Origin of the sequence: Actinophytocola gossypii (assembly GCF_025165815.1) — a bacterium.
GTDB classification, from domain to species: domain Bacteria; phylum Actinomycetota; class Actinomycetes; order Mycobacteriales; family Pseudonocardiaceae; genus Actinophytocola; species Actinophytocola gossypii.
In genome coordinates, this window is record NZ_JAFFZE010000021.1 from 1 (window position 1) to 22,316 (window position 22,316).

General features: G+C 70.5%; 28 protein-coding genes. 13 read left to right on the forward strand and 15 right to left on the reverse strand.

The genetic code is table 11. The features are described 5' to 3' along the window. Nucleotides 1-76: 76 nt before the first annotated feature. The 5 genes from JT362_RS26805 to JT362_RS26825 are packed head-to-tail and all read left to right on the forward strand — an operon-like array spanning nt 77 to nt 4,263. Nucleotides 77-700 (forward strand): endonuclease, encoded by a 624-nt coding sequence (locus JT362_RS26805; protein ID WP_260194557.1) that lies wholly within the window; start codon nt 77-79, stop codon nt 698-700. Nucleotides 701-728: 28 nt separating this feature from the next. Further along, nucleotides 729-1,943, forward strand: a complete 1,215-nt coding sequence (gene glf, locus JT362_RS26810; protein WP_260194558.1) for a UDP-galactopyranose mutase — start codon at nt 729-731, stop codon at nt 1,941-1,943. Next, complete coding sequence (locus tag JT362_RS26815) at nt 1,943-2,572, forward strand: phosphatase PAP2 family protein (RefSeq protein ID WP_260194559.1); 630 nt, start codon at nt 1,943-1,945, stop codon at nt 2,570-2,572. The genes glf and JT362_RS26815 overlap by 1 nt, the downstream gene beginning before the upstream one ends. After that, nucleotides 2,569-3,504, forward strand: a complete 936-nt coding sequence (locus JT362_RS26820; protein ID WP_375546566.1) for a decaprenyl-phosphate phosphoribosyltransferase — start codon at nt 2,569-2,571, stop codon at nt 3,502-3,504. Before JT362_RS26815 ends, JT362_RS26820 begins: the two co-directional genes overlap by 4 nt. A gap of 57 nt (nt 3,505-3,561) precedes the next feature. Then, nucleotides 3,562-4,263 carry an excisionase family DNA-binding protein gene (locus tag JT362_RS26825; RefSeq protein WP_260194560.1) on the forward strand — a complete coding sequence of 234 codons (702 nt, stop codon included), beginning with the start codon at nt 3,562-3,564 and terminating at the stop codon, nt 4,261-4,263. 222 nt (nt 4,264-4,485) lie between these two features. Here JT362_RS26825 and JT362_RS26830 read toward each other — a convergent pair whose 3' ends face one another. The 7 genes from JT362_RS26830 to dprE1 form a co-directional block, all read right to left on the reverse strand. After that, a complete protein-coding gene (locus tag JT362_RS26830; protein WP_260194561.1) occupies nt 4,486-4,644 on the reverse strand; it encodes a hypothetical protein in 159 nt (52 codons plus the stop codon). A gap of 69 nt (nt 4,645-4,713) precedes the next feature. After that, nucleotides 4,714-5,322: a pentapeptide repeat-containing protein gene (locus JT362_RS26835; RefSeq protein WP_260194562.1), complete on the reverse strand. Its 609-nt coding sequence runs from the start codon at nt 5,320-5,322 to the stop codon at nt 4,714-4,716. A gap of 16 nt (nt 5,323-5,338) precedes the next feature. Then, complete coding sequence (locus JT362_RS26840) at nt 5,339-6,430, reverse strand: WXG100 family type VII secretion target (protein ID WP_260194563.1); 1,092 nt, start codon at nt 6,428-6,430, stop codon at nt 5,339-5,341. Further along, nucleotides 6,427-7,248 (reverse strand): WXG100 family type VII secretion target, encoded by an 822-nt coding sequence (locus JT362_RS26845; protein WP_260194564.1) that lies wholly within the window; start codon nt 7,246-7,248, stop codon nt 6,427-6,429. Before JT362_RS26845 ends, JT362_RS26840 begins: the two co-directional genes overlap by 4 nt. A 12-nt stretch (nt 7,249-7,260) precedes the next feature. After that, nucleotides 7,261-7,785 (reverse strand): YbaB/EbfC family nucleoid-associated protein, encoded by a 525-nt coding sequence (locus tag JT362_RS26850; RefSeq protein ID WP_260194565.1) that lies wholly within the window; start codon nt 7,783-7,785, stop codon nt 7,261-7,263. A gap of 15 nt (nt 7,786-7,800) precedes the next feature. Next, nucleotides 7,801-8,556: a decaprenylphospho-beta-D-erythro-pentofuranosid-2-ulose 2-reductase gene (dprE2, locus tag JT362_RS26855; protein WP_260194566.1), complete on the reverse strand. Its 756-nt coding sequence runs from the start codon at nt 8,554-8,556 to the stop codon at nt 7,801-7,803. Further along, on the reverse strand, nt 8,553-9,914 hold the full coding sequence (dprE1, locus tag JT362_RS26860; protein WP_260194567.1) for a decaprenylphosphoryl-beta-D-ribose oxidase: 1,362 nt from the start codon (nt 9,912-9,914) through the stop codon (nt 8,553-8,555). Before dprE1 ends, dprE2 begins: the two co-directional genes overlap by 4 nt. 47 nt (nt 9,915-9,961) lie before the next feature. Between dprE1 and JT362_RS26865 the strand changes: the two genes are divergently transcribed. Beyond that, a complete protein-coding gene (locus JT362_RS26865) occupies nt 9,962-10,387 on the forward strand; it encodes a GtrA family protein (RefSeq protein WP_260194568.1) in 426 nt (141 codons plus the stop codon). Here the strand turns inward: JT362_RS26865 and JT362_RS26870 are convergent, their stop codons facing one another. After that, entirely contained in the window at nt 10,388-10,855 is a 468-nt protein-coding gene (locus JT362_RS26870) for a hypothetical protein (protein ID WP_260194569.1), read from the reverse strand. A 140-nt stretch (nt 10,856-10,995) separates the two neighbouring features. Between JT362_RS26870 and JT362_RS26875 the strand changes: the two genes are divergently transcribed. Then, nucleotides 10,996-11,247: a hypothetical protein gene (locus tag JT362_RS26875; RefSeq protein WP_260194570.1), complete on the forward strand. Its 252-nt coding sequence runs from the start codon at nt 10,996-10,998 to the stop codon at nt 11,245-11,247. Nucleotides 11,248-11,255: 8 nt separating this feature from the next. On the opposite strand, the gene JT362_RS26880 is transcribed toward JT362_RS26875, so the two are convergent. Further along, nucleotides 11,256-11,522, reverse strand: coding sequence for a hypothetical protein (locus JT362_RS26880; RefSeq protein ID WP_260194571.1), 267 nt, complete (start codon nt 11,520-11,522; stop codon nt 11,256-11,258). A 91-nt stretch (nt 11,523-11,613) separates the two neighbouring features. Next, nucleotides 11,614-12,738 (reverse strand): thioester domain-containing protein, encoded by a 1,125-nt coding sequence (locus tag JT362_RS26885; protein ID WP_260194573.1) that lies wholly within the window; start codon nt 12,736-12,738, stop codon nt 11,614-11,616. Between the two features lie 311 nt (nt 12,739-13,049). Between JT362_RS26885 and JT362_RS26890 the strand changes: the two genes are divergently transcribed. After that, on the forward strand, nt 13,050-14,015 hold the full coding sequence (locus JT362_RS26890) for a hypothetical protein (RefSeq protein WP_260194574.1): 966 nt from the start codon (nt 13,050-13,052) through the stop codon (nt 14,013-14,015). A gap of 234 nt (nt 14,016-14,249) precedes the next feature. On the opposite strand, the gene glfT1 is transcribed toward JT362_RS26890, so the two are convergent. The 3 genes from glfT1 to wzm are packed head-to-tail and all read right to left on the reverse strand — an operon-like array spanning nt 14,250 to nt 16,922. Then, on the reverse strand, nt 14,250-15,155 hold the full coding sequence (gene glfT1 / locus JT362_RS26895) for a galactofuranosyltransferase GlfT1 (RefSeq protein ID WP_260194575.1): 906 nt from the start codon (nt 15,153-15,155) through the stop codon (nt 14,250-14,252). Further along, on the reverse strand, nt 15,155-15,973 hold the full coding sequence (wzt, locus tag JT362_RS26900; protein WP_260194576.1) for a galactan export ABC transporter ATP-binding subunit Wzt/RfbE: 819 nt from the start codon (nt 15,971-15,973) through the stop codon (nt 15,155-15,157). The genes glfT1 and wzt overlap by 1 nt, the downstream gene beginning before the upstream one ends. A gap of 16 nt (nt 15,974-15,989) precedes the next feature. Beyond that, nucleotides 15,990-16,922 (reverse strand): galactan export ABC transporter permease subunit Wzm/RfbD, encoded by a 933-nt coding sequence (wzm, locus tag JT362_RS26905; RefSeq protein WP_260194577.1) that lies wholly within the window; start codon nt 16,920-16,922, stop codon nt 15,990-15,992. A 153-nt stretch (nt 16,923-17,075) separates the two neighbouring features. Between wzm and JT362_RS26910 the strand changes: the two genes are divergently transcribed. The 3 genes from JT362_RS26910 to JT362_RS26920 all read left to right on the forward strand — a co-directional run bounded on the left by JT362_RS26910 (nt 17,076) and on the right by JT362_RS26920 (nt 18,591). Beyond that, nucleotides 17,076-17,705, forward strand: coding sequence for a glycosyltransferase family 29 protein (locus JT362_RS26910; RefSeq protein ID WP_260194586.1), 630 nt, complete (start codon nt 17,076-17,078; stop codon nt 17,703-17,705). Between the two features lie 22 nt (nt 17,706-17,727). Further along, a complete protein-coding gene (locus tag JT362_RS26915; protein WP_260194578.1) occupies nt 17,728-18,222 on the forward strand; it encodes a hypothetical protein in 495 nt (164 codons plus the stop codon). Nucleotides 18,223-18,369: 147 nt separating this feature from the next. After that, nucleotides 18,370-18,591, forward strand: a complete 222-nt coding sequence (locus JT362_RS26920; RefSeq protein WP_260194579.1) for a hypothetical protein — start codon at nt 18,370-18,372, stop codon at nt 18,589-18,591. Here the strand turns inward: JT362_RS26920 and JT362_RS26925 are convergent. Both JT362_RS26925 and JT362_RS26930 read right to left on the reverse strand, forming a co-directional pair. Next, nucleotides 18,588-19,454 (reverse strand): LLM class flavin-dependent oxidoreductase, encoded by an 867-nt coding sequence (locus JT362_RS26925; protein WP_260194580.1) that lies wholly within the window; start codon nt 19,452-19,454, stop codon nt 18,588-18,590. The two genes, JT362_RS26920 and JT362_RS26925, sit on opposite strands and share 4 nt — an antisense overlap. Continuing rightward, nucleotides 19,455-20,474, reverse strand: a complete 1,020-nt coding sequence (locus JT362_RS26930) for an aldo/keto reductase (protein WP_260194581.1) — start codon at nt 20,472-20,474, stop codon at nt 19,455-19,457. It lies immediately after the preceding gene. 93 nt (nt 20,475-20,567) lie between these two features. On the opposite strand from JT362_RS26930, the gene JT362_RS26935 reads away from it, so the two are divergent. Then, entirely contained in the window at nt 20,568-21,146 is a 579-nt protein-coding gene (locus tag JT362_RS26935) for a TetR/AcrR family transcriptional regulator (RefSeq protein ID WP_260194583.1), read from the forward strand. Beyond that, entirely contained in the window at nt 21,139-22,188 is a 1,050-nt protein-coding gene (gene pseI / locus JT362_RS26940; protein WP_260194584.1) for a pseudaminic acid synthase, read from the forward strand. The genes JT362_RS26935 and pseI overlap by 8 nt, the downstream gene beginning before the upstream one ends. Nucleotides 22,189-22,316 lie beyond the last annotated feature (128 nt).

Sequence of the window (22,316 nt, forward strand, 5' to 3'; positions counted from 1 at the left end):
CAGGGTAGGGGTGCGAGAACCTCCGCGTTGGGGAGCGCGGAGGTTCTCGCACGTCCGGGCCGGGTACGCCAGCTTCATGGCCACCCAGAAGGACACCGTGCGCACCCTGCTCGACCGCGCCGGCCGCACCTACGCCGACGAGGCCGGCATCACGCTCGCCGACAAGCCGTCACCGCTGTACCGGTTGCTGGTGCTCAGCGTGCTGCTCTCCGCCAGGATCTCGGCCGACATCGCCGTCGCCGCGGCCCGCGAACTGTCCAAGGCGGGCTTGCGCACCCCGCGCAGGATGCTCGACGCGACCTGGCAGCAACGGGTCGACGCGCTCGGCCGGGGGCACTACGTCCGCTACGACGAGTCCACCGCGACCGCCCTGGGCGACGGCGCCGAGCTGCTGCTCGACAACTACGCGGGCGACGTCCGCAAATGGCGCGGCGACAACTTGCGCAAGCGTTTGCGCGAAACACCGAAACTCGGCCCGGTCGGCGTCGACATCTTCTGCCGCGAGGCCCAGGCGGTCTGGCCGGAACTGCGCCCCCACCTGGACCGGAAGACCCTCGACGGCGCGAAGAGGATCGGCCTGCCCGGTGACGCCGACAAGCTCGCGAAGCTGGTGCCGGGGAACGATCTCGCCCGCTTCTCCGCGGCCCTCGTCCGGGTGAGCCTGAACAAGGAGCTTGCGCAGGACGTGCGTGCCGGGTAGGTGTGACCCCCAGGTACCCTCGGGCCCCGTGAGCGCGCCTGCAAACCACACTGAGTCCTACACCGGCTACGACCTGGTGGTCGTCGGCTCCGGGTTCTTCGGCCTGACCATCGCGGAGCGGGTCGCCACCCAACTCGGCAAGCGGGTCCTGGTGCTGGAGCGCCGCCCGCACATCGGCGGCAACGCCTACTCCGAGCCCGACCCCGAGACCGGTATCGAGGTGCACAAGTACGGGGCGCACCTGTTCCACACGTCCAACAAGCGGGTGTGGGACTACGTCAACCAGTTCACCGAGTTCACGAACTACCAGCACCGCGTGTTCGCCAAGTGCCGGGACCAGGTCTACTCGTTCCCGATGAACCTGGCGCTGATCAACCAGTTCTTCGGCAAGTCGCACACCCCGGACGAGGCGCGCGAGCTGATCGCCAAGCAGGCGTCGGAGTTCGACACCGCGGCGGCGCGGAACGTGGAGGAGAAGGCGATCTCGCTGATCGGCCGCCCGCTCTACGAGGCGTTCATCCGCGGCTACACGGCCAAGCAGTGGGAGACCGACCCGAAGAACCTGGGCGCGAACATCATCACGCGCCTGCCGGTCCGCTACAACTTCGACAACCGGTACTTCAACGACACCTACGAGGGCCTGCCGGTCGACGGCTACACCGCGTGGCTCGAGAAGATGGCCGAGCACGAGAACATCGAGATCCGGCTGAACGTGGACTACTTCGACGTCCGCGACCAGATCCCCGCCGGCACCCCGACGGTCTACACGGGCCCGCTGGACCGCTACTTCGACTACTCGGCCGGCAAGTTCACCTGGCGCACCGTCGACTTCGAGTCCGAGGTCGTCGGGACCGGCGACTTCCAGGGCACCTCGGTGGTCAACTACAACGACGAAGAGGTCCCGTACACGCGGATCATCGAGTTCCGGCACTTCCACCCGGAGCGCAAGCACTACCCGAACGACAAGACGGTGGTGTTCCGCGAGTTCTCCCGGTTCGCGGGTGACGACGACGAGCCGTACTACCCGATCAACACCCCGGAGAACCGGGCGAAGCTGGAGACCTACCGGGAGCTGGCGAAGGTCGAGGCCAAGGAGCGCAACCTGATCTTCGGCGGGCGGCTGGGTACCTACAAGTACCTCGACATGCACATGGCGATCGGGTCGGCGCTGTCGGTGTTCGACAACAAGGTCGCCCCGCACCTGACCGACGGCGTCCCGCTCGACGGCTCCCTGGACGTCTGATGGCGACTGCCCGGCCCGTCCAGGTCTGGCCCGGCGAGCCGCACAAGGCTCCCGGCCCGGAGGCTCCGCCGCCCGAGCAGTCCCGGGCCGAGCCGGGCAGCCCACCCCCCGAGCCCCGCCGCTCGGTCGAGATCACCGCGCTGGCCCGCGTCCAGCAGACACTCAGTCAGCCGCCGGTGGTGCGGGCCGCCCGCGGCATGTCCCTGTTCGGCGAGCACGCGGCCGGTTGGTTCGCCGCCGGCCTCGTCGGCGCGGTCGTGGATCGAGGCCGCCGCCGCGACTGGCTGATCGGCGCCGGTGGGGTGGTGGCCGCGCACGCCGCGTCCATCGCGGTCAAGCGGGTGGTGCGGCGGCAGCGCCCGATCGACGAGTCCGTCGAGGTGCGGGTGAGCACGCCGAGCTCGTTGTCGTTCCCGTCCTCGCACGCCACGTCCACCACCGCGGCGGCGGTCATCTACACGGGCCTGACCGGCCGGAACCTGGTCCCCGCCGTGGTGCCGCCGATGCTGGTCTCCCGGCTGGTGCTCGGCGTCCACTACCCGACCGACGTACTGGCCGGCTCCGCGCTGGGTGCCGCGGTGGGCGGCCTGGTCCGCCGCGGCCTGCGCACCCGGAGACGCTCCCGGTGAGCAGCACCGCGGAGAGCGCTCCCGGGGAGACGGTGTCACCCGGACCGGCCGGTGGGCTGGTGCGGGGCGTCATCCGCACCGCACGGCCGAGGCAGTGGGTGAAGAACGTCCTGGTGCTGGCCGCGCCGTTCGCGGCGTACGCGGCCAACCCGGTGTTCCACCCCGAGGTCGTGTTCGACGCCGGTGTGGCTTTCATGGCGTTCTGCCTGGTCGCGTCTGCGGTGTACCTGGTCAACGACGCGATCGACGTGGAAGCCGACCGCGCGCACCCGACCAAGCGAAACCGCCCCATCGCCGCCGGCGCCGTCCCGGTCGGGGTCGCGTACGGCATCTCGGTAGTGCTGTTCCTGGCGTCGTTCGCCGTGTCCCTGGTCTCGAGCTGGCGCCTGCTGGTGGTGATCGGCGTCTACGCCGCGGTCCAGTTGGGCTACTGCCTGGGGCTCAAGCACCAGCCCGTCATCGACCTCTGCATCGTCGCCTCCGGCTTCCTCCTCCGCGCGATCGCCGGCGGCGCGGCGGCCGGTCTGCCGCTGTCCCAGTGGTTCCTGCTGGTGACGGCGTTCGGCTCGCTGTTCATGGTGTCCGGCAAGCGGTACGCCGAGATCGTCCTGTACGAGCGCACCGGGGCGAAGATCCGCGCGTCCCTCTCGAAGTACTCGGCGAGCTACCTGCGCTTCGTCTGGGCCACCTCGGCGGCGATCATGATCATGACGTACGCCCTGTGGGCCTTCGAGATCCGCCAGAGCGCCGCCGGAACATCGGTGTGGACGGTCATCTCGATCATCCCGTTCGTGATCGCCGTCCTGCGCTACGCCGTCGACGTGGACCAGGGCAACGCCGGCGAACCGGAGGAAATCGCCCTCCGCGACCGAGTCCTCCAGGTCCTCGGCGTCTCGTGGGTGGCCTGCGTGGCCGTCTCAGCGTTCGTCTGACCTGCGCCGATATACACAAATGACGGGCTGGTATCGCTATTTGTGTAAACTGTACCCATGGCGCTCAACCTGCTGTCGGTCCCGCAAGCCGCGCGTGAGCTGAACGTGTCGGCGGCTCGGGTCCGTGAGCTGGTGCACAGTGGTCGCCTGCGCGCGGAACAACCGGGACGTGAGCTGCTCATCGATGCCGACTCGCTCCATCACCGGGTGAACGTCGTACGGCCGAGCCCTGGACGCCCGCTGTCGCCCCGGATGGCGTGGGCCCTCCTGTGGCGGTTGAGTGGGTACCGGGCGTCATGGGTGTCTCCGGCGGAACAGAGCCGGTTGGCCAAGTACGCGCGAAGTCGACCGGTGGAGAAGTGGCCCCAGCTGTTGAGCAACCGCGCCGAGGTGCACCGGGCTCGGATGCTGCCGGGCCCGCTCGCGCGCCTGAAGGCCGATGAGCAGGCCGCCGCGAGTGGCGTGCGAGCCGCACGGCACTACGGGCTGGACCTGCAGGCGGGCCGTGACGAAGTCGAGCTGTACGTGGACGCGGACCGCTTCCACGAACTCGTGGGGGCGAAGCGGATCAGACTCGATCCACGAGAGCCGAACGTGCTGATTCGCGTGCCCCGGCACTCGCCGGTGCTGGCCTTCAGCGAGGCGCACCGTGGTTTCGCACCGCCGGCAGCGGTGGCCGCTGACCTGCTCGACGCCGGGGACGAGCGTTCGGTACGCGCGGCACGCCAACTTCTCGCAGAGGTCGGCAGGGGACGATGACACGCCACCTGGGCACCGTTCGCCTGCCACCACTGGCTGACCGCAGAGACGAGACGCTCTGGCCGGCGCTGCTCGATCTGGCCGGCAGCCTGCCGAAGCCATGGGCGCTCATCAGCGGGCAGATGGTCTACCTCCACGGTGTGCTCGCCGGTCGCGTGGTGCATGGTCTTGCTCATCATCGTGCCCGACTCGATCTCCACCAGCGCTCTGGCCCGCGCGAGTCTACGGTTCCGCCTGGATGAGCCGGCCGACTCCCGGTGCTTCGCCGGGCGCGGGGTCCTCGGACATCCGCTGCATGGCCCGTTCGCCCCCGGCGTACTCGGCTTCGTTGAAGTTGTTCCGGACCAGCTGTTTGAACGGGTTGCCGAGGCGGCCGGCCATGCCGTCGATGGAGTCCGGATCGACGTCGGCCCGGTCACCGCCGGACGACGGGGCGGCGGGTGCGCGGGGTCACGACTTCTCGGCATGGAAGCGGGTGATCGATGCCCCGCGAGCGGCGAACCACTGCTCCAGGTCGGAGTCGTCGAGCAGCGAACGTTCGCCGCGGAAGACCACCGAGATCGGGCCGATGACCGAACCCGAGAACCCAGTGACCTCGGCCGAGTCGAGCACGGTCTCGCGCAGGGTCAGCCGGTTCGCGGTCGCGTTGGTCAGGTTCGCGCCGGCCAGGGTCGCGGCGGAGAGGGTCGCGTCGCCCAGGGTCGCGGCGGTGAGGTCGGCGCCGCGGAAGTCCGCCTCGCGGAAGACGCCGGCGGTGAGGTTCGCGCCGAGCAGCCTTGCGTCGCGGAACACGGCCTTCTTGGCCTCGGCCCGGGCCAGGTTCGCGCCGGCCAGGTCGGCGCCGGTGAGGTCGGCCTCCTCCAGGTGCGCGCGTACGAACGTGGTGCTGCGGAGCAGCGTGCCGGTGAACCTCGAACCGGACAGCCAGGTTTCCAGCAGGTCGCCACCCGAGAGATCGGCGCCGGAGAAGTCCAGGTCGAGGCCGTAGAAGTCCTCCTCGATGTCGCCCTCGAGCCAGGTCCGCAGCGCGGCGGCGGTGGCCTCATCGGGCGGCCACACGATCGGACGCCACGCGCTACGGGTACCAGATGACGTTGTCACCCCAGCCCTCCCTTTCGACTACTTCCCGCATGTTGTCGATGGCGGCCTGGTCGGCGTTGCGCGTGTCCACGATCACGCCGCGACCCTTGCCGAACTGGTCGGTGAGAGTGTCCCGGAAGTCCTGCTCACTGTAGGCGTTCGGGAACGGTCTGCTGTTCCTGACCTGCTCCGGGACGCCCGGCGGCCAGTCCGAATGAATGCCCTTGATGTCCCAGTGCCGGCCGTTCGAGTCGATGAACTCGCCCTGTCCTGGACCGTCCGGCCGGCGGTAGCCGCCGTCGCCGAAGCCCTCCTCGCCGCGCCGTTCCAGGTCCAGCGCGGTGCGGGCCTCCTCCATCGAGTTCTTGTTGACCTTGTTGTTGTGGTCCGGGTCCCGCTTCAGCTCGTCGAACCGCTGCTGGTTGTTCTGCTCCAGCTCGGTGCGCTGCCGGCCGAGGTCGGCCTGCTGCTCCGGGGTCAGCGGTGCGTGGGGTCCGGTGGGGCGGCTGGGCGGCGGGGAAACCGGTTGACCGCCACCCGGCTGGTCGCCGCCGGGGGAGTCGCCCGGCGGGGTGCTGGTCTGCGGCGGCGGGCTGGTTCCGGACGGGCTGGTCGAGCCGCCCTGGTCGGTGCCGCTGGGCGTGGTGGAGCCGGTGGGCGGCGTGGGCGTCCCGGGGTCGGTGTCGATGCTCGACAGGTCACTGGCGTTGGCGGCGTCGGTGTCCCGGTAGGTCTGCGCGGTCTGGCGGGTGCCGTCCTGGGCGTTCCGCACGGCCTCGCGGGTGCGGGTGACCTGCTCGCGCGCGTTCCGCACGTGCTGCTGCGCGGCCCCGGTGAACGTCGAGCCGACGATGCCCATGCTCTGCGGGCCGACGTTGATGCCGTCGAGCGTGGAGCCGACCGAGTCGACCCGGCCGCCGGTGTTGCCCAGGCGCCCGGCCATGCCGTCGATGGAGTCCGGATCGACGTGGACACCGTCACCGCCGGAGCCGCCGGTGGTGGGCGGGCTGCCGTCGTCGCCGTGGTTGCTGGGGGTGTCGCTGGGGCGGCCGCCGTCCGAGCCGCCACGGGGTCGGCGCGGGGTCATGCCGGCTGGCCCTCTTCTGACATGCTGTACGGCTTGGCCGCCTGGTACGTGCCGAACGCCAGGTCACCGGCCATGGCGAACCGGTCGAGGCCGTCGGCCAGGTCCTGCATCGCGCGGGCCAGGTCGCCGAGGCGGCCGGCCTGGCGGGTGAGTCCGCCGAGCAGCTTGCTGATCTTGCCGCTGATCCGGGCCGCGGTCGCGGCCGCGCGGGCCCCGGCCACCCCGCAGAACGCGGCGATCGAGCCGCCGAAGGTGACCGCGGCGGAGGCCGCGGCGATCAGCGCGTACCGGATCAGCTCGGTGATCAGCGAGGAGATGATGCCGAACACGATCCCGCGCAGGGTCACCACCAGCATCCCGGAGATGCCGACCACGGCCGCGGTGCCGTCGAGGGTGTGGCCCATCGACTCCAGCTCCTCGGCCATCCTGGTCAGGCTCTGCTTGTAGCTGTCGGCGGCCTGGCCGCCCCACTCGGCGATCGTCGACAGGTCCTGGCGGTGCTCCTGGGCGAGCGTCTTCATCTCCAGCGCCGCCGACTTGAGCGCGTCGGTGTTCGCGTTGATCTCGTCCGGGTTGCCGAGCAGCGCGTCGAGTGGCTCGCGCAGGAACGACACGTGTTCGAGCAGCCAGCCGACGCCCGCGCTGACGATCGCGCCGAACGGGTCGACGGCGAACCCGATCGTGTCGATCACCGCGCCGGTCGCGCTGAGGGCGACGTCGACGACCTGTTCGCCCTCGGACTCGGCGTCGCTGGTGATCGCGCCGACCAGCCCCGCGTAGGTGTCGACGATGCCCGCTCCGGATGTCGCCGTGGTCACGCGTGCCTCCCGCTACCGGTCCCGGTCCCCGAAGATCTGGTCGTCACCGAAGTCGTCGTCATCGTCATCGGCCCGGTGAGGTGGACGGCTGGGACGGCCCGGCGGTTCCGCCCGAGGTGGAGTGGGTGGCGGCGTCTCGTCGGGCTCCTCGGTGAACGCGTACCCGGCGCCCTGCTCCGGCTCGGCCGGCTCGTCCTCGGGGATGTAACCGGTGACCATGTGCATGGCCTCGCTGTCCGCGCCGAGCGGGGCGAACGCCTCGGCCACGTTGACCGCGGCCGCGCGCTGCGCCTTGCGGGCCAGCGCCATGATCTTGCCGGCCAGCTCGGCACCGCTGCCGCGCCAGGCGGACTCGTCGATCCGCAGGTCGGTGAGCGAGCCGTTGGGTGCCACCGACACCGAGATCGACCCGTCCGGGGAGGACTCGGTGGTGCCGGACTGCTCCAGGTTCGCCTGGAACTCGGCGGTCTTCGCCTGGATGTCGGCGATGGTGGAGTTGAAGTTCGCCAGCCACTCCTCTGGCGTAGGGGTGCTCACGACGTCATCCTGCCCTCAGATGGGGAGGCGGCGGAAGATGACGCGCGGGACGTGCCGGAGCACCGACATCACGACGCGCCAGGCCGCCGGGGCCCAGACCAGTTCCTTGCGCTTGTGCACGGCGTCCACGACCACGTCGGCGACCTGGTCGGCGTTGATCGCCAGCGGCGCGGCCTTCATGCCCTCGGTCATCTTCGTGTGCACGAACCCGGGGCGCACCACGGTGACGGTGATGCCCTCGCCGCGCAGCGCCTCGCCGAGCCCCAGGTAGAAGCCGTCCATGCCGGCCTTCGTCGAGCCGTACACGAAGTTCGACCGCCGCACCCGCTCGCCGGCCACCGACGACAGCGCGACCACCCGACCGTGGCCCTGCCGGCGCAGCCGCTCGGCCAGCGCGACGCCGACCGACACGGCGGCGGTGTAGTTCACCCGCGCCAGCTCGACCGCGCGCGCGTGGTCCTGCCAGGCCTGCTCCGCGTCGCCGAGCAGTCCGAACGCGACGACCGTGACGTCGAGGTCGCCGTCGGCGAACGCCTTGTCCAGCACGGACGGGTGCGAGTCGGTGTCCTTGGCGTCGAACTCGACGGTGGACACCGTGGCGCCGGCCGCGCGCAGCCGCTCGGCCGCGGCGTCGAGCCGTTCGGACGGGCGGGCGGCGAGCACCACCCGCAGCGGCCTGCGCGCGGCGTACTTCAACGCGACCGCGAGGCCGATCTCCGAGGTGCCGCCGAGCAGCAGCAGCGACTGGGGGTTGCCGACAGCGTCAATCACAAGCTCAACCTTCTCGACATGTCAGAGGCGAAAACACCGTGGGGGTCGACGGCGGCGCGCACCTTGCGCCACTCGTCGATGCGCGGGTAGCCCCGCTGGACGGTCTCGGGCGTGGCCCGGGACTCCTTGGCGAGGTAGTGCCGCCCGCCGGCGGCCAGCACCAGCTCGTCGAGCTCCTCGCACAGCTCGTGCAGGCCGGCGCGGATCGGCAGGTCCAGGCACAGCGTCCAGCCGGGCATCGGGAACGACAGCGGGGCCGGGTTGCCCTCGCCGAAGCGCTTGAGCACGTTCAGCACCGACACGTGCCCGGCCTCGGTGACCGCCTCGACGGTCCGCCGGATCACGTGCTCGGCCTCGAACGGGACGACGAACTGGTACTGCAGGAATCCGTGCGGGCCGTAGCCGCGGTTCCACTCGCCGATGATGTCCAACGGGTGCAGGAACTGGGTGATGTTCTGCACCGCGCCGTGCCGGGTGGGGGACTTGCGGTACCAGAGCTCGCTGAAGATCCGGGCGGTGAGCTTGTTCAGCATGCCGGGCGGGAACACGTCCGGGACGGTCACCAGCTGCGGCGCGTCGAACTTCAGCGGCGCCTTGCGGTACTTCTTCGGCAGGTCGTCCAGCCGGGCGTGGTTGGCGCGGGTGAGGATGCCGCGGCCCAGGTTCTGGCCGGTGGTCACCGCGTCGAACCAGGACACCGACTCCACATAGGACTCGTCGTCGACGGACTGGCGGGCCATCAGCTCGTCGAGGTCGCCGACCTGGTCGGTGTCGACGAGGAAGTACGCGGTCTCCACGTGGTTCAGGTGCAGGGTCGCGCGCAGCACGATCCCGGTCAGGCCCATGCCGCCGACGGTCGCCCAGAACAGCTCGCGGCCGTCCCCGTCGGGGGTCAGCGTGTGCACCTCGCCGTCGGCGGTGAGCAGGTCCATCGACCGCACGTGGTCGCCGAAGCTGCCCTCGACGTGGTGGGCCTTGCCGTGGATGTCGCTGCCGATCGCGCCGCCGACGGTGACCTGCCGGGTGCCGGGCAGCACCGGCAGCCACAGGCCGAACGGCAGCAGCGTGCGCATCAGCGTGTCGAGCGAGACCCCGGCGTCCACCTCGACCAGGCCGGCGTCGGCGTCGACCCGGTGGATCCGGTCGAGCGCGGTCAGGTCGACCACGACCCCGCCGGCGTTCTGCGACGGGTCGCCGTAGCTGCGCCCCAGCCCGCGGGCGATCACGCCCCGGTCACCCGCCTCGCGGACCACGGTGGCGATCGCGTCGACGTCCGCGGTGCGGACCACGTGCGCGGCGGTCGGTGCGGTTCGTCCCCAGCCGGTGAGCCTGGCCAGCTCGTCATGTCCTGGCTTCACGCAGGCGAGAGTACGGGGCCGGGCGCCGGTCTCTAGACTCGCGTCTCGTGGTCACGACGGCGGAGGCGGATGTGCCGAGGATCGGGCTGGTCAACCAGCTCGCGCGCTTCGTGCTCATCGGCGGGTTCTGCGCGCTGGTGGACTTCGGGGTGTACCAGGGGCTGCTGGCGCTGGACCTGTGGGTGCACCTGGCGAAGGCGCTGAGCTTCGTCGCCGGCACCACGACCGCGTTCTTCCTGAACCGCCGGTACACCTTCGCCGCCGGCCGGACCGGCGGCGCGGGCCAGTTGGGCGGGTTCGCGCTGCTCTACACGGTGACGTTCTTCGTCAACGTGGGCACGAACGCGCTGCTGCTGACCCTGCTGCCGCCGGCCGGCTGGAGGATCGCGCTGGCCTGGGCGATCGCGCAGGGCACCGCGACCGCGATCAACTTCGTGATGCTGCGGACAGTGGTTTTCCGGGAGCGCGCCTAGTTACCGGCTGACGGTGAACGACTCGGTCCGCTCGGTGCGGCTGTCGTGCCAGCTCGTGGTCTTCAGGAACGTGCCGTTGAACGCGCTGACCTGGCCACCGGAGCAGGTCACCTGGTTCACCGTGTAGTCCCGGTCCTCGAGGTATGTCCCCTTGAACGGGAAGTACTCGCGGAAGCTGACCGACCAGGACGGCGTGCCGTCCACCAGGTCCGGTGAGCTGTCCGGTGTCCAGCCGGCCGTGGGATTGCCGCTGGGGTACGGGTCGAGGTAGCTCACCACCGGCCCCTCGGTGATCTCGAGGTGTCCCTCGGTCGTGTATGTCTCGCCGTTGTGGGTGTCGGTCTCGGTGCCGAGGAACGTACCGAGCCACTGGCCGGCGGTGGTCCCGCAGTCGGATGCGGCGGTAGCGGTGGCCGGGGCGATGAACAGGGTCGCGAGCACAGCCGCGGCGAGGACGATGCGTCTCATGGGTCCCAGCGTCCGGGGTACCCGTCCCGGCGGGGAGGGTCCGGGATCTCGACCGGTCGGGAACCTCAACTTCGGGTAGCCGCCAGTTGGTCGGCGGCACCGCGCGGTGCGCGGTCGAGTAGTTCGCCCAGCAGCGGGTGGTGTCCGGCGAAGTAGCCGCCTCGGGTGGCCTGGAACATGGTGAGCGTCAGCCGGGCCGCGAACTCCGGATCAACGACGAACTCATCGCGGCCGGCCATGCCGCCGGCACGCTGCGGCCCGAGTTCACCTCGGACGACCTGCACGCGCTCGTGCATGACAACGCGCTCGCCCTCAAGTACGGCGCCCGCCCGGACCGGGCCGGCTACGACCGCCGGACCACGTACCTCCTCGACGGTCTCCGCGGGCGGTAGGCCTCGGCTCAGGCGAAGCCGTGCCGGGCGGCCTGGCCGCTGCCGTAGACCCGGGCGAGCGGGGGCAGCTCGTCGAGGTGCGCGGTGACCACGTGCGCGAAGTTGACGGTCACCCTGGTGCCGTCGGCGAGGGCGGGGGCGTGCACCCGGCCGTCGCCGAGCAGCTCGGGCAGGCGGGCCTCGAGGTCCTTGGCCGCGTCCTCGGCGAGGGCGAAGACGAGCGGTTCGCCGCCGTTGGACAGGTGCAGGACGAGGGCGCGTTTCGGATCAGTCATGGTTCGAGCCCACACCCGAACGGCCCCGCCCGGCAACCTGGGTTCACCCTGAGCGGATCCGCTGAGAGCGGACCCGCCCAGGGCCGGCCGGTCAGACCTGACGGCGGTTGCGCACGAACAGCACGGAGACGATGCCGGCGCCGACGAGCACGGCACCGAGCAGCACCGGGCCGAGGATCGAGGCGCCGGTCTCGGCGAGGTCGCCCAGGCCGCCGCTGTCCTCGGCCCTGCCCTGTGCGGCCGGGGCGACGTCGGTGCCGGTCCAGTTGGCGGTGGCGGTCGCGGTGACCTGGGACTCGCTGGCCCTGGCCACGATCAGGGACTGGGTCGGCGCCTCGTCGTAGTTCCGGCCGACGAACAGGCGCCCGGTGTCCACGACGGTCTCGGCGGTCACCTCGACCGTGCCCCGCCCGTCGGCGGTGTCCGCCGGGACGGTCACGAACAGCTCGGTGCCGTCCTGGACCTGGGCGGCGTCGAGCGGGTTGCCGTCGGCGTCGGTGAGCTGGACCCCGTCCGGCAGGTTCGCGGCGACGTCGGCGATGGTGCCCGAGGTGTCGACGGTGAACGGCCCGATCCGGTCGCCCGGCGCGCCGGTGAGGTCGTCCGGCTCGATCGAGAGCGCGGCCGGCGGCTGCTCCCCGATGCCGACGTTGTCCTCGCCGGTGAGGAAGTCGTAGAGGGCGAGCACGTCGGCGTCCGCGGCGTCGCCCTCGTTCGGCAGCGGGTCCTCGCGGTCGAGGTCGGTGCCGTCGCTGAAGTGCCAGACCGCGGCCTGGGTGGCGGTGACGGCCTCCCGCTCGTCGATCCCGCCGTTCAGCTGGACGCCGGCGAGCGCCTCGGTGAGCGCGGCCGGTTCGCGGACGGGGAATCCGTTGTGCAGCACCCAGTTGATCCGATCCTGGTTCCGCGCGAACGGCGTTGCGGCGTCCGGGAACTCCTCCCAGGGCTGTTCGACCATTTCCTGGGTGTCGTCGATCTCGGTGCTGATCTCGACGCAGTACACGCCGAGCACGGTGCCGTCGTCGAGCCGGAATCCGATGAGTGAGGTGGCGAGGTCCCCGAACACCCCGTCCCCGACATCGACCGCGTACCCGGCGACGTCCGCGCCGTGGTCCACCACCCCCGACGCGGAATCCGCACCGGCGGAACCGGCGGCGGCGACCAGCGCCACCGCGCTCCCCGCCAGCACCGAAAAGGCGCGCGTGATTCTGAGCATGCCGGCCATGACCCTCCTTGCCATGCCCTGACCAGATGCTCTGCGCGCACATCCGTCGGGAATGTGAGAACTGCGTGTGGGCCAGCACTGTATTCCCGGGGAAATCCCCGGACAAGTAAGCCCGGAACTTGCTCACATTCCGCGCCGAAACTGAACCACGCGGAGATCACCCACGTAGCGAGGGTTGTCCACAGAAGCGTTCGTTGTCCACAGCGCCCTGTGGGTACCCCTGACACGAGCACGCCTTCCGACCGGTTCACCGCCGCCGGAAATTCCCCGCACGCCGACCCCGCCCCGGGCAGGATGGGCACGTGACCGAGTCTCCCGAGCAACGGCTGTACGAGGCCGCGACACGCTGGGACGCGGACTGGGGCCACCAGGCCGACCTCATCGACGCGGCCTGCGCCGCCCTGGTCGACGGCGTTGACTCGCCGACCCTGCGCGAGCTGGCCGGGGCGTCCGCGCGCGACTATAGGTGGGACGTCCAGGAGCTGGTCGCCCGAACATTCGAGGAACTGGACATCCCCGCACCCGGCACGCTCCCCAACGGCTCCGTCGTGACGGCGGGCGGCGGAATCGCACGCAGGTCGGGCGTCAGTGCCCTGCGCCTGTCGGTGGCGCCCGCCGGCGATCCGGTCCGTGGGTTCCAGGTGCTCGCCCACGTCGACGGTGTCGAGCCGACCTCGGTCGGGGCGGCGGGACTGGGAATGGACCCGTACGACCTGCTCGTGCCCACGAACCGGCTGGCGGCACCGACCGAACCGCACACCGTTCCGTTCGCCCGCTGCGTCTGCGGCGACCACGGCTGCGGCGGCACCGAAGTGACCATCACTCGCGACGGCGACCGGGTGCACTGGGACTGGTCGTACGAGGTCCCGATGGACCGCGGCGTGACCTTCCCCGCGGTGGACTACGACCGCGAGGTCGCCAGGGTCGCCGCCGACCACACGTGGGAGACACCCGAGCGCACGGCGGGCCGGCTCGTGCTGACCGGCCTGGACCACGATCACCTGCTCGCCAGCGACCTGCACCCCACGTGGGTCGCCAACGACCACCGCGACCCCACGACGTTCCGGGTCGCCCTGCGGCTCGGCTACGAGTACCAGATCTTCGTCGACACCCCGTGGCGCCGGCGAACCCCCGAGCAGCTCGCCACCGCGATCTGCCGCGATCTGTCCCGCCCACCCGGCGACTGGACCGCCACCTGGCTCGCGAGAAGGCCCACCGTGACCACCCCACCCCCGATCGCCGGCCGCCGCTGGCGCCGCCGCAGGTGACCGGAATCAGCCGGGTGCGGTCTCCCAGAGCGCGCTGACGGGTACGGCGCGGAACCGGGGACCCGAACGGCAGGGTCTGTCCGCCGGTGTAGAGCACGATGCGGCAGGTCGCGCAGCCCGAGCACGTGAGCTGATCCGGTGAGCAGGAACCGGCCAGCCTGGCGGGCGGCCGCGCGGTCGAGGCTGCGCCACCAGCGTGCTCCTGACAGGTACGTCTTCGTTTGGTCGCTCGGGTCAGAAGCGGAAGAAGCGTTCCTTGCGGCCCTGGCGGCACAGGCGCAGCCACTGGACGAACGCCTTCGGGTCGCGCTTGGTGCCGATGAAGTACAGGCCGAAGCGCAGGACCTCGAGCATCCCGATCTTCCGCAGCCCCGGCTGGGACAGCAGGTACCCGCGGTTCCGGTACGTGTAGTACCGCTTCACCTCGCTCTGCGGGTCCTGGGCGTGCAGGCGCCCACCCAGCATCGGCTTGAACTCGTCGGAGCCGTCCGGGTGCAGGTACGCGGCCCGGAGGCAGGTGCCGAACGGGAGGCCGGAGCGGACGAGCCGCCGGTGGATCTCGACCTCGTCGCCGCGGAAGAAGAGGCGGTAGTCGGGGACGCCGATCACGTCCAGGGTGGACGCGCGGAACAACGCGCCGTTGAACAGGGACGCGATGCCGGGCAGGAAGTCCGTCCCCAGCTCCTCGGCACTGCGCTTCCAGGTCAGGCCCCGGCGCAGCGGGAAGGCCAGCCGCGTCGGGGTCTCGATGTTCGTCACGACGGGGGAGATCTCGGCGAGGTTCCTCGACACCGCCTCCGACAGGAGGGTGTCCAGGACGGACTCGTCGGCCGGGCGGCCGTCGTCGTCGGCGCACCACACCCACTCGGCGCCCAGGGCCAGGGCGTGCAGCATGCCCAGGGCGAAGCCACCCGCTCCGCCGAGGTTGCGACGGGACGACAGGTACGTCGCCGGCAGCGGGCACGACTCGACGATGTCGCGCACCGGCTCGTCCGGGCCGTTGTCGACCACCACCAGGTGGTCCGGCGGCCGCGTCTGCGCCGCGATCATCTTCAGCGAGTCGGCGAGCAGCTCCCGGCGGTGCCGGGTGACCACCACGGCCACCACCGCATCCGTCGGCAGCTGCTCCGGGAGGCTCATCAGATCTTGCCGCTCTTGGTCGTCAGGACGGGCGACTCGCCGAGCCGTTCGAGCGTCTCCTTGTCGAGGTGCTCGTACGGGTCCTTGCCCTTGTAGGCGGTGAGGACCTCACGCAGGGAGCCGTGCTTCTTGACCTGTCCCTCGTCCATCCAGATCGCCGTGTTACACAGCTCGAACAACAGGTCGTCCTGGTGCGAGGCGAACACCAGCATGCCGGAGCGCTTCACCAGGTCCACCATCCGCGACCGCGCCTTGTTCAGGAACGCCGCGTCGACCGCGCCGATGCCCTCGTCGAGCAGCAGGATCTCCGGGTCGATCGAGGTGACCACGCCGAGCGCGAGCCGCACCCGCATGCCGGTCGAGTACGTGCGCAGCGGCATCTGCAGGTAGTCGCCGAGCTCGGTGAACTCCGCGATGTCGTCGACCCGCTTCTCCATCTGCTTGCGGGTCATGCCGAGGAACAGGCCGCGGATCATGATGTTCTCGATCCCGGAGATCTCCGGGTCCATGCCGACCCCGAGGTCGAAGACCGGGGCGATCTTGCCGACGATCCGTGACGAGCCCCTGGTCGGCTCGTAGATGCCGGCGAGCAGCCGCAGCAGCGTGGACTTGCCGGCGCCGTTGTGCCCGACCAGGCCGACCCGGTCACCCTCCTTGAGCGAGAGCGAGATGTCGTGCAGTGCCTCGATGATGGGCACCTTCTGCTCGGTGCCGATCTTGCCGCCGACCTTGCCGAGGACCGCCTTCTTCAGCGACCTCGTCTTCGCGTCGAAGATCGGGAAGTCGACCGAGGCGTTCCAGACGTCGATGCTGACCATGTTCGTTTCGCCTCACTCAGACCCAGTAGGAGATCCGGGCACGGTAGTTGCGCATGGCCACGAGGGCCAGGCCCCACCCCACCACGGTAAACGCACCGACCACCACCCAGTGAACCCAGCTCTGCACGCTGCCGATCAGCGGCGCGCGCAGGATCTCGATGTAGTGGTACAGCGGATTGAGGTTGGCCACGAGCCCCCGCCAGCTGCCTTCGCCGTCGGGGCCGAACCGGTAGAGGATGTCGGTCGTCCACACGATCGGCGTCATGAAGAACATCAGCTGGGTGAGGCTCTGGATGACCGGCGGGATGTCCCGGTAGCGGGTGGAGATGATGCCGAACAGGATCGCCACCCACCCGCCGTTGATCGCCAGCAGCACGAACGCCGGGATCGCGTACAGGATCGCCCAGCTGATGCCCGGCTGGGCGATGGCGTGCTCGCCTTCGGTGATGGTGTAGCCGGCGGTGGTCAGATCGGACCAGAAGATGGTCACCACGACGAAGTAGACCAGCAGGTTGTGCGCGAACATCAGCGTCAGCCGCCACACCGTGCGCAGCGCGTACACCGTCAGCGGCGCGGGCAGGTGCTTGATCAGGCCCTCGTTGCGGATGAACGTCTCGGTGCCCTCGGTGAGGCACCCGAGCATGAAGTTCCACACGATGAACCCGACCGTGATGTACGGCAGGAACGTCCCGATCGTCGCGCCGAACAGCTGCGAGTACAGCAGTCCAAGGCCGACCGCGGTGATGGCCATCGACAGCGTGATCCACAGCGGGCCGATGATCGACCGCCGGTACCGCTGCTTGATGTCCTGCCACCCGAGATGCCCCCACAGCTCGCGCTGCCTGAAGCCCTGGGTGATGTCCTCCCACGCCTTCGCCCACGAACGGGTCGACGACTTTTGCGACGAGGTGGCGGCCTGCTCCTGCTCGGCCGTGCTGGTTGCTGGCACGGCTGTCGAGCCTACCGGCGGCTCGACGCGCTTCCGCAGCGGCCGCAGGTGTCGGAAAAGTGGTACTTGCGCAGGGGAAGTCCACCCGTTCGGCCCCCTGTCGGGCTGGTAACTTGTCCCGTCATGGTCGACGTCGCCCCGCAGCCGAGTGTGCTGCGTTCCTTGCTCGACGTCTATGCCGAGCACCCCCAGCCGCGAACGGTCGCCGTCGTCGGCAACCAGCCGTTGCCGCCGGACACCGAGCGCGCCAAGGCCGTCGACGCCGCCGACCTGGTGTTCCGGGTCAACGGGTTCCGGATCGACGAGCCGGACAGTCCGCCCACCGTGGGCAGTCGCACGCACGTCGTGGTGTTCAACCGGGCACTGCGCGCGACGAAGTGGGTGTTCGAGGACTACCGCCGCCGGCTGTACCTGATGGTCGAGCCGGGCAGGCTGCACTGGGAGCCGGACATCATCCCCGGCTGGTGGCCGCCGGACCTCGGGTTCGTGCCGGTGTCCAACCGCGAGGTGACGCTGCCGCTGTCCGACGCGCTCGGCCTGCCCAGCCGGGAGCAGGGCACCTGGGCGACCACCGGCACGATGGCCGCCTGGATCGCGCGCACGAACTACCCGGACGCGGACCTGATCCTCACCGGGTTCTCGTTCATCGACGACCCGAACCAGACCTCCTGGATGCACGCCGCGGGCGACTCCTGCATCGTCGGCCCGGAGCACCAGATCGCCGCCGAGGGGCGGCTGCTCGACTCGTGGACGAAGACCAGCCGCACCACCCTGCTGCGCTGAACCTGCCGGAGAGAGAACAACCGTGAACGACAACCGCCTCGCCAGACCGCTGCGCGCCGTGCTCGGCCTGCGCCGGAAGGCCACCGACCGGGTCGGCCGCATGGTCGACTGGCGGATCGCGAACTCGGCGGAGAGCCGCCTGCTGCACGACCTGCGTGGTTCGCTCGGCGAGCTGCGCAAGCGGCTCAAGGAGCTGCAGGAGGCCAGGGGCGAGCACCACCGCAGGCTCGGCGAGCTGGAGCGGCGCTACGCCGACATGGACAAGCGGCAGCGGTGGACGGCCAACGAGCTGGAGCGGATCATCCCGCAGGTCGCCGCGCAGGAGTCGCAGCTGGAGTCGTTGCGCGAGAAGCTGGCCGCGGTGCCGGCCGCGGAGCGCCCGGAGATCGACGAGTCGCGGTCGCTGATCGAGGAGATCCGGCGTGAGCACAGCCAGATCCGGGTCCGGCTGACCGCGGTCGCGCAGTACGAGGACCGGCTGCGCAAGCTCGAAGATCGCGCTCAGTCACCAAAGTAGATTGTATACAACTGAGTGTTACCGGTATTCACAGTTTACGGCTCAACTGTGAAATGTTGACCAGATAAATCCACTACTCAACGGTTCAGTCTTCGTGGCATTCGGGTGACCCTGAGATCACACAGGCGGGTGAAGGGGTCCGGGACCATGGTTGACGTTCAGTGGTGGTTGTCCGGCTACGACAATCGGGTGCATGCCTTCGGCAACGAGGAGGCCGACCGCGACTTCGGCGAGGCGCTCTGCGAGCACTGCGTGCCGAACACCAGGATCACGTGCACCGACGAGGGTGAACGCTGCCTGGCGTGCCTGCTGATCTACGGCGACCTCCTCGCCGACGTGCACGGCGAAGGGCTCTGGCGGGCCTCCTAGCTCGAGGGCGTGACGAGCTCGTCGGCGACCCAGCGCGCGACGCCGTCCGGGTAGGGCGCCGGCAACCCGAGGACCACGTGCCGGAAGCCGGCGTCGACCGCCGCGCCGATCGCGTCCAGGGTGGGGCCGGGGTGGTCGTAGGACACCGGCAGGTGGATCGAGCGGGTGACCGAGGCCGGGTCGCGGCCGAGTTCGGTGCAGTAGCGGTCCAGCAGGGCGCTGCGCTTCACCACGTCGTCGAGGTCGCCGCCCGGGATGTTCCACAGGTCGGCGTGCTCGGCGGCCACCCGCAGCGTCGCCGACGAGCGGCCGCCGACCAGGATCGGCGGGTGCGGGCGCTGGACCGGCTTGGGGTTGCCGAACGCGCCGGTGAGCCGGTGGTATTTCCCCTGGAAGTCGAAGGGTTCCTCCTCGGTCCACAGTCGCCGGATCACCGTGCAGGACTCGGCGAGACTGCCGACGGCGTGCGCGGTGTCGTGGTACGGCAGGCCGTGGCCCGCGTACTCGCGGCGGGCCAGCGGGTGGTCCGGTCGGGAGCCGACGCCGATGCCGAAGTCGAGCCGGCCACCGGAGACCACGTCGACGGTCGTGGCGATCTTGGCCAGTACCGCGGGCGGCCGGAACCGGTTGCTGGTCACCATGACGCCGAGCCGCAGCCGCTCGGTGTGCGCGGCGAGGGCGGACAGCAGCGTCCAGCCCTCGAGGATCGGGCCGTTCGGGTCGCCGCCGATCGGCATGAGGTGGTCGAACAGCCAGGCGTGCTCGATCTCGGGGATCGCGTCCGCCTCCCGCCAGACCCGCAGCACGTCGGCGTAGTCGACCTGCATGGGGGCGGTCATGATGCCGAACCCGGGGGTGTCCATCTAGCGCCTCCGGAGTGTCGGGTCGAGCAGCGCGGGCGGGGTGTCGTGCTTCTCGTCCGGCGCGAGGTCGGTGCCGGGCGCGACGATCGAGTCGATCGCGTCGAGCACGTCGGCGGGGAGCACGGTGTCGGCGGCGGCGAGCTGCGCGTGCAGGTGGTTCACCGTGCGGGGGCCGACGAGCGCGCTGGTCACGGCCGGGTGCGCGGTCACGAACCCGAGCGCGAGCTGGATCATGGTCAGACCGGCGTCGTCGGCGACCTTGGCCAGCTGCTCGACGGCGTCGAGCCGGGCGCGGTTGGCCGGAACGGCGGGGTCGAAGCGCTCCGGCAGCGTGGTCGAGCGGTGGGTGGTGATCTCCCGGCCCGCGCGGACCGCGCCGGTCAGCCAGCCCGAGGCCAGCGGGCTCCAGGCCAGCACGCCGAGCCCGTACTCCTGGGTCACCGGAAGTACGTGGGTCTCGATGCCGCGCTGGAGGATCGAGTAGCTCGGCTGCTCGGTGACGTAGCGGCCGAGGTGGTGCTCGCGGGCGGTCCACTGGGCCTGCACGATCCGGTAGGCGGGGAAGGTCGACGAGCCGAAGTAGCGGATCTTGCCCGCGCGTCGCAGGTCGGTCAGCGCGGACAGGGTCTCCTCGTCGCTGGTGAGCGGGTCCCAGCGGTGGATCTGGTAGAGGTCGACGTGGTCGACGCCGAGCCGGCGCAGGCTGGCGTCCAGCTCGCGGTGCAGCCAGCGGCGGGAGCTGCCCTGGTGGTTGGGTTCGTCGCTCATCGGCATGTTCGCCTTGGTGGCCAGCACGATGTCGTCCCGGTGGCCAGCGATGGCCCGGCCGACCATCCGCTCCGACTCGCCGTGGCTGTACCAGTCTGCGGTGTCGATGACGTTGATCCCGGCGTCGAGCGCGGCGTCGACGATGGCGGTGGCCTCGTCCTGGTCGGTGCGTCCGATCTGGCCGAAGTTCATCGCGCCGAGTGCGAGCGAGCTGACCCGCACACCGGTGCGGCCCAAGGTGCGGTACTGCATGAAAGTGTCCTGTTCTGGCATGATGAGGAAGCGGAACGTTGCTCCGTTAACGATACGGAGCATTGTTCCGTTTAGCAAGGGGAGGAGTGTGTCGTGGGCGACGCCGGTGCTGGGCGGGCCAAGCGGGCGGACGCCCGGCGCAACGAGAAGGCGCTGCTCGACGCGGCCGCCTCGGTCTTCGTCGCGTCCGGCGTGGACGCCCCGGTGCGGGACATCGCGGCGCGGGCCGGCGTCGGGATGGGCACGATCTACCGCCACTTCCCGACCAGGGCGGACCTGATCATCGCCGTCTACCGGCACCAGGTCGAGGCGTGCGCGGAGGCCGCGCCGGCGCTGCTGGCGTCCGCGGCGACCCCGTACGCCGCGCTGGCGGAGTGGATCGACCTGTTCGTGGACTTCCTGGTCACCAAGCACGGGTTGGCGGACGTGCTGCGCTCGGACAAGGCGGGCTTCGACACCCTGCACGCCTACTTCATCGAGCGCCTCGAACCCGTGGTCGGCGAACTGCTCGACGCGGCCCGCGACACCGGCGAGGTGCGTGCCCAGGTGGCGGCCATCGAGCTGATGCGCGGCGTCGGGAACCTGTGCGTCGCCGCGGGTACCGATCCCCGGTACGACGCACGCCGCATGGTCCGGCTCCTCGTCGCCGGGCTACGTTGTGCCGATGCGTGAGGTCCGTATCGGCAAGCACACCGTCGGCCAGGGGCACCGCCCGTTCGTGATCGCCGAGATGTCCGGCAACCACAACGGCGACCTGGACCGGGCCATGGCGATCGTCGAGGCGGTGGCCGCGTCCGAGGCGCAGGCGCTCAAGCTGCAGACCTACCGGCCGGACACCATCACCATCGACGTCGACCTGCCCGCGTTCCGGGTCTCCGACGACCACGGCCTGTGGGGCGGGGAGAACCTCTACCGCCTGTACGAGCGGGCGCACACGCCGTGGGAGTGGCACGCGCCGATCTTCGCCCGCGCGCACGAGCTGGGCCTGACCGTGTTCTCCAGCCCGTTCGACCCGACCGCGGTCGACCTGCTCGAGTCCCTGGACGCGCCGGCGTACAAGATCGCCTCCGCCGAGATCGTCGACCTGCCGCTGATCGACCTGTGCGCCCGCACCGGGAAGCCGCTGGTCATCTCCACCGGCACGGCCAGCGTCGCGGAGATCGACGCCGCCGTCGCCACCGCGCGGGCGGCCGGCAACGAGCAGCTGATCGTGCTGGGCTGCACGGCGTCCTACCCGGCCGACCCGGCGGACTCCAACCTGCGCGGGATCCCGCTGCTGGCCGACACCTTCGACGTGGTGCCCGGCCTGTCCGACCACACCATGGGCATCGGCGTCCCGGTCGCGGCGGTGGCGCTCGGCGCGTGCGCGATCGAGAAGCACGTGACCCTGGCCCGCGCGGACGGCGGCGTGGACAGCGACTTCTCCCTGGAGCCGGCCGAACTGGCCGCCCTGGTCACCGAGACCGAGCGCGCCTGGCAGGCGCTCGGCCGCCGCGCCATCGGCCCTACCGAGAGCGAGCGCGAGGTCCTGCGCGTCCGCCGCTCCCTGTACGTGGTGACCGACGTGGCCGAGGGCGACGAGGTCACCAGGGACAACGTCCGCTCCATCCGCCCGGCCGGTGGCCTGCCCCCGGCCGAGCTGCCGACCGTCCTCGGCCGCCGCTTCCGCACCGCGGCCGCCAAGGGCACCCCGCTGACCTGGGACCTGGTCTAGGTGTGATGTTCAGGGACGTTGTTCGGGTTGAGGGTGTGACGGCCTGTCGTGCAGACAGGTGAAGGCCTCTGGTTGTGAAGTGGAGCTGTCGAGGAACCGCTTCACGAACCGGAGGCCTTCGTGTCCCA

Excerpts from the sequence above, each read along its gene's own strand:
- JT362_RS26870 (WP_260194569.1), bottom strand. The coding sequence starts at position 10,855 with ATGAGACGCATCGTCCTCGCCGCGGCTGTGCTCGCGACCCTGTTCATC.
- JT362_RS26885 (WP_260194573.1), bottom strand. The coding sequence starts at position 12,738 with ATGCTCAGAATCACGCGCGCCTTTTCGGTGCTGGCGGGGAGCGCGGTG.
- JT362_RS26815 (WP_260194559.1), top strand. The coding sequence starts at position 1,943 with ATGGCGACTGCCCGGCCCGTCCAGGTCTGGCCCGGCGAGCCGCACAAG.
- JT362_RS26925 (WP_260194580.1), bottom strand. The coding sequence starts at position 19,454 with ATGGACACCCCCGGGTTCGGCATCATGACCGCCCCCATGCAGGTCGAC.
- wzt (WP_260194576.1), bottom strand. The coding sequence starts at position 15,973 with ATGGTCAGCATCGACGTCTGGAACGCCTCGGTCGACTTCCCGATCTTC.
- JT362_RS26840 (WP_260194563.1), bottom strand. The coding sequence starts at position 6,430 with ATGACCCCGCGCCGACCCCGTGGCGGCTCGGACGGCGGCCGCCCCAGC.
- JT362_RS26805 (WP_260194557.1), top strand. The coding sequence starts at position 77 with ATGGCCACCCAGAAGGACACCGTGCGCACCCTGCTCGACCGCGCCGGC.
- JT362_RS26825 (WP_260194560.1), top strand. The coding sequence starts at position 3,562 with ATGGCGCTCAACCTGCTGTCGGTCCCGCAAGCCGCGCGTGAGCTGAAC.
- JT362_RS26920 (WP_260194579.1), top strand. The coding sequence starts at position 18,370 with ATGGTTGACGTTCAGTGGTGGTTGTCCGGCTACGACAATCGGGTGCAT.
- pseI (WP_260194584.1), top strand. The coding sequence starts at position 21,139 with ATGCGTGAGGTCCGTATCGGCAAGCACACCGTCGGCCAGGGGCACCGC.
- JT362_RS26830 (WP_260194561.1), bottom strand. The coding sequence starts at position 4,644 with ATGGCCGGCCGCCTCGGCAACCCGTTCAAACAGCTGGTCCGGAACAAC.
- JT362_RS26880 (WP_260194571.1), bottom strand. The coding sequence starts at position 11,522 with ATGACTGATCCGAAACGCGCCCTCGTCCTGCACCTGTCCAACGGCGGC.
- JT362_RS26930 (WP_260194581.1), bottom strand. The coding sequence starts at position 20,474 with ATGCAGTACCGCACCTTGGGCCGCACCGGTGTGCGGGTCAGCTCGCTC.
- glfT1 (WP_260194575.1), bottom strand. The coding sequence starts at position 15,155 with ATGAGCCTCCCGGAGCAGCTGCCGACGGATGCGGTGGTGGCCGTGGTG.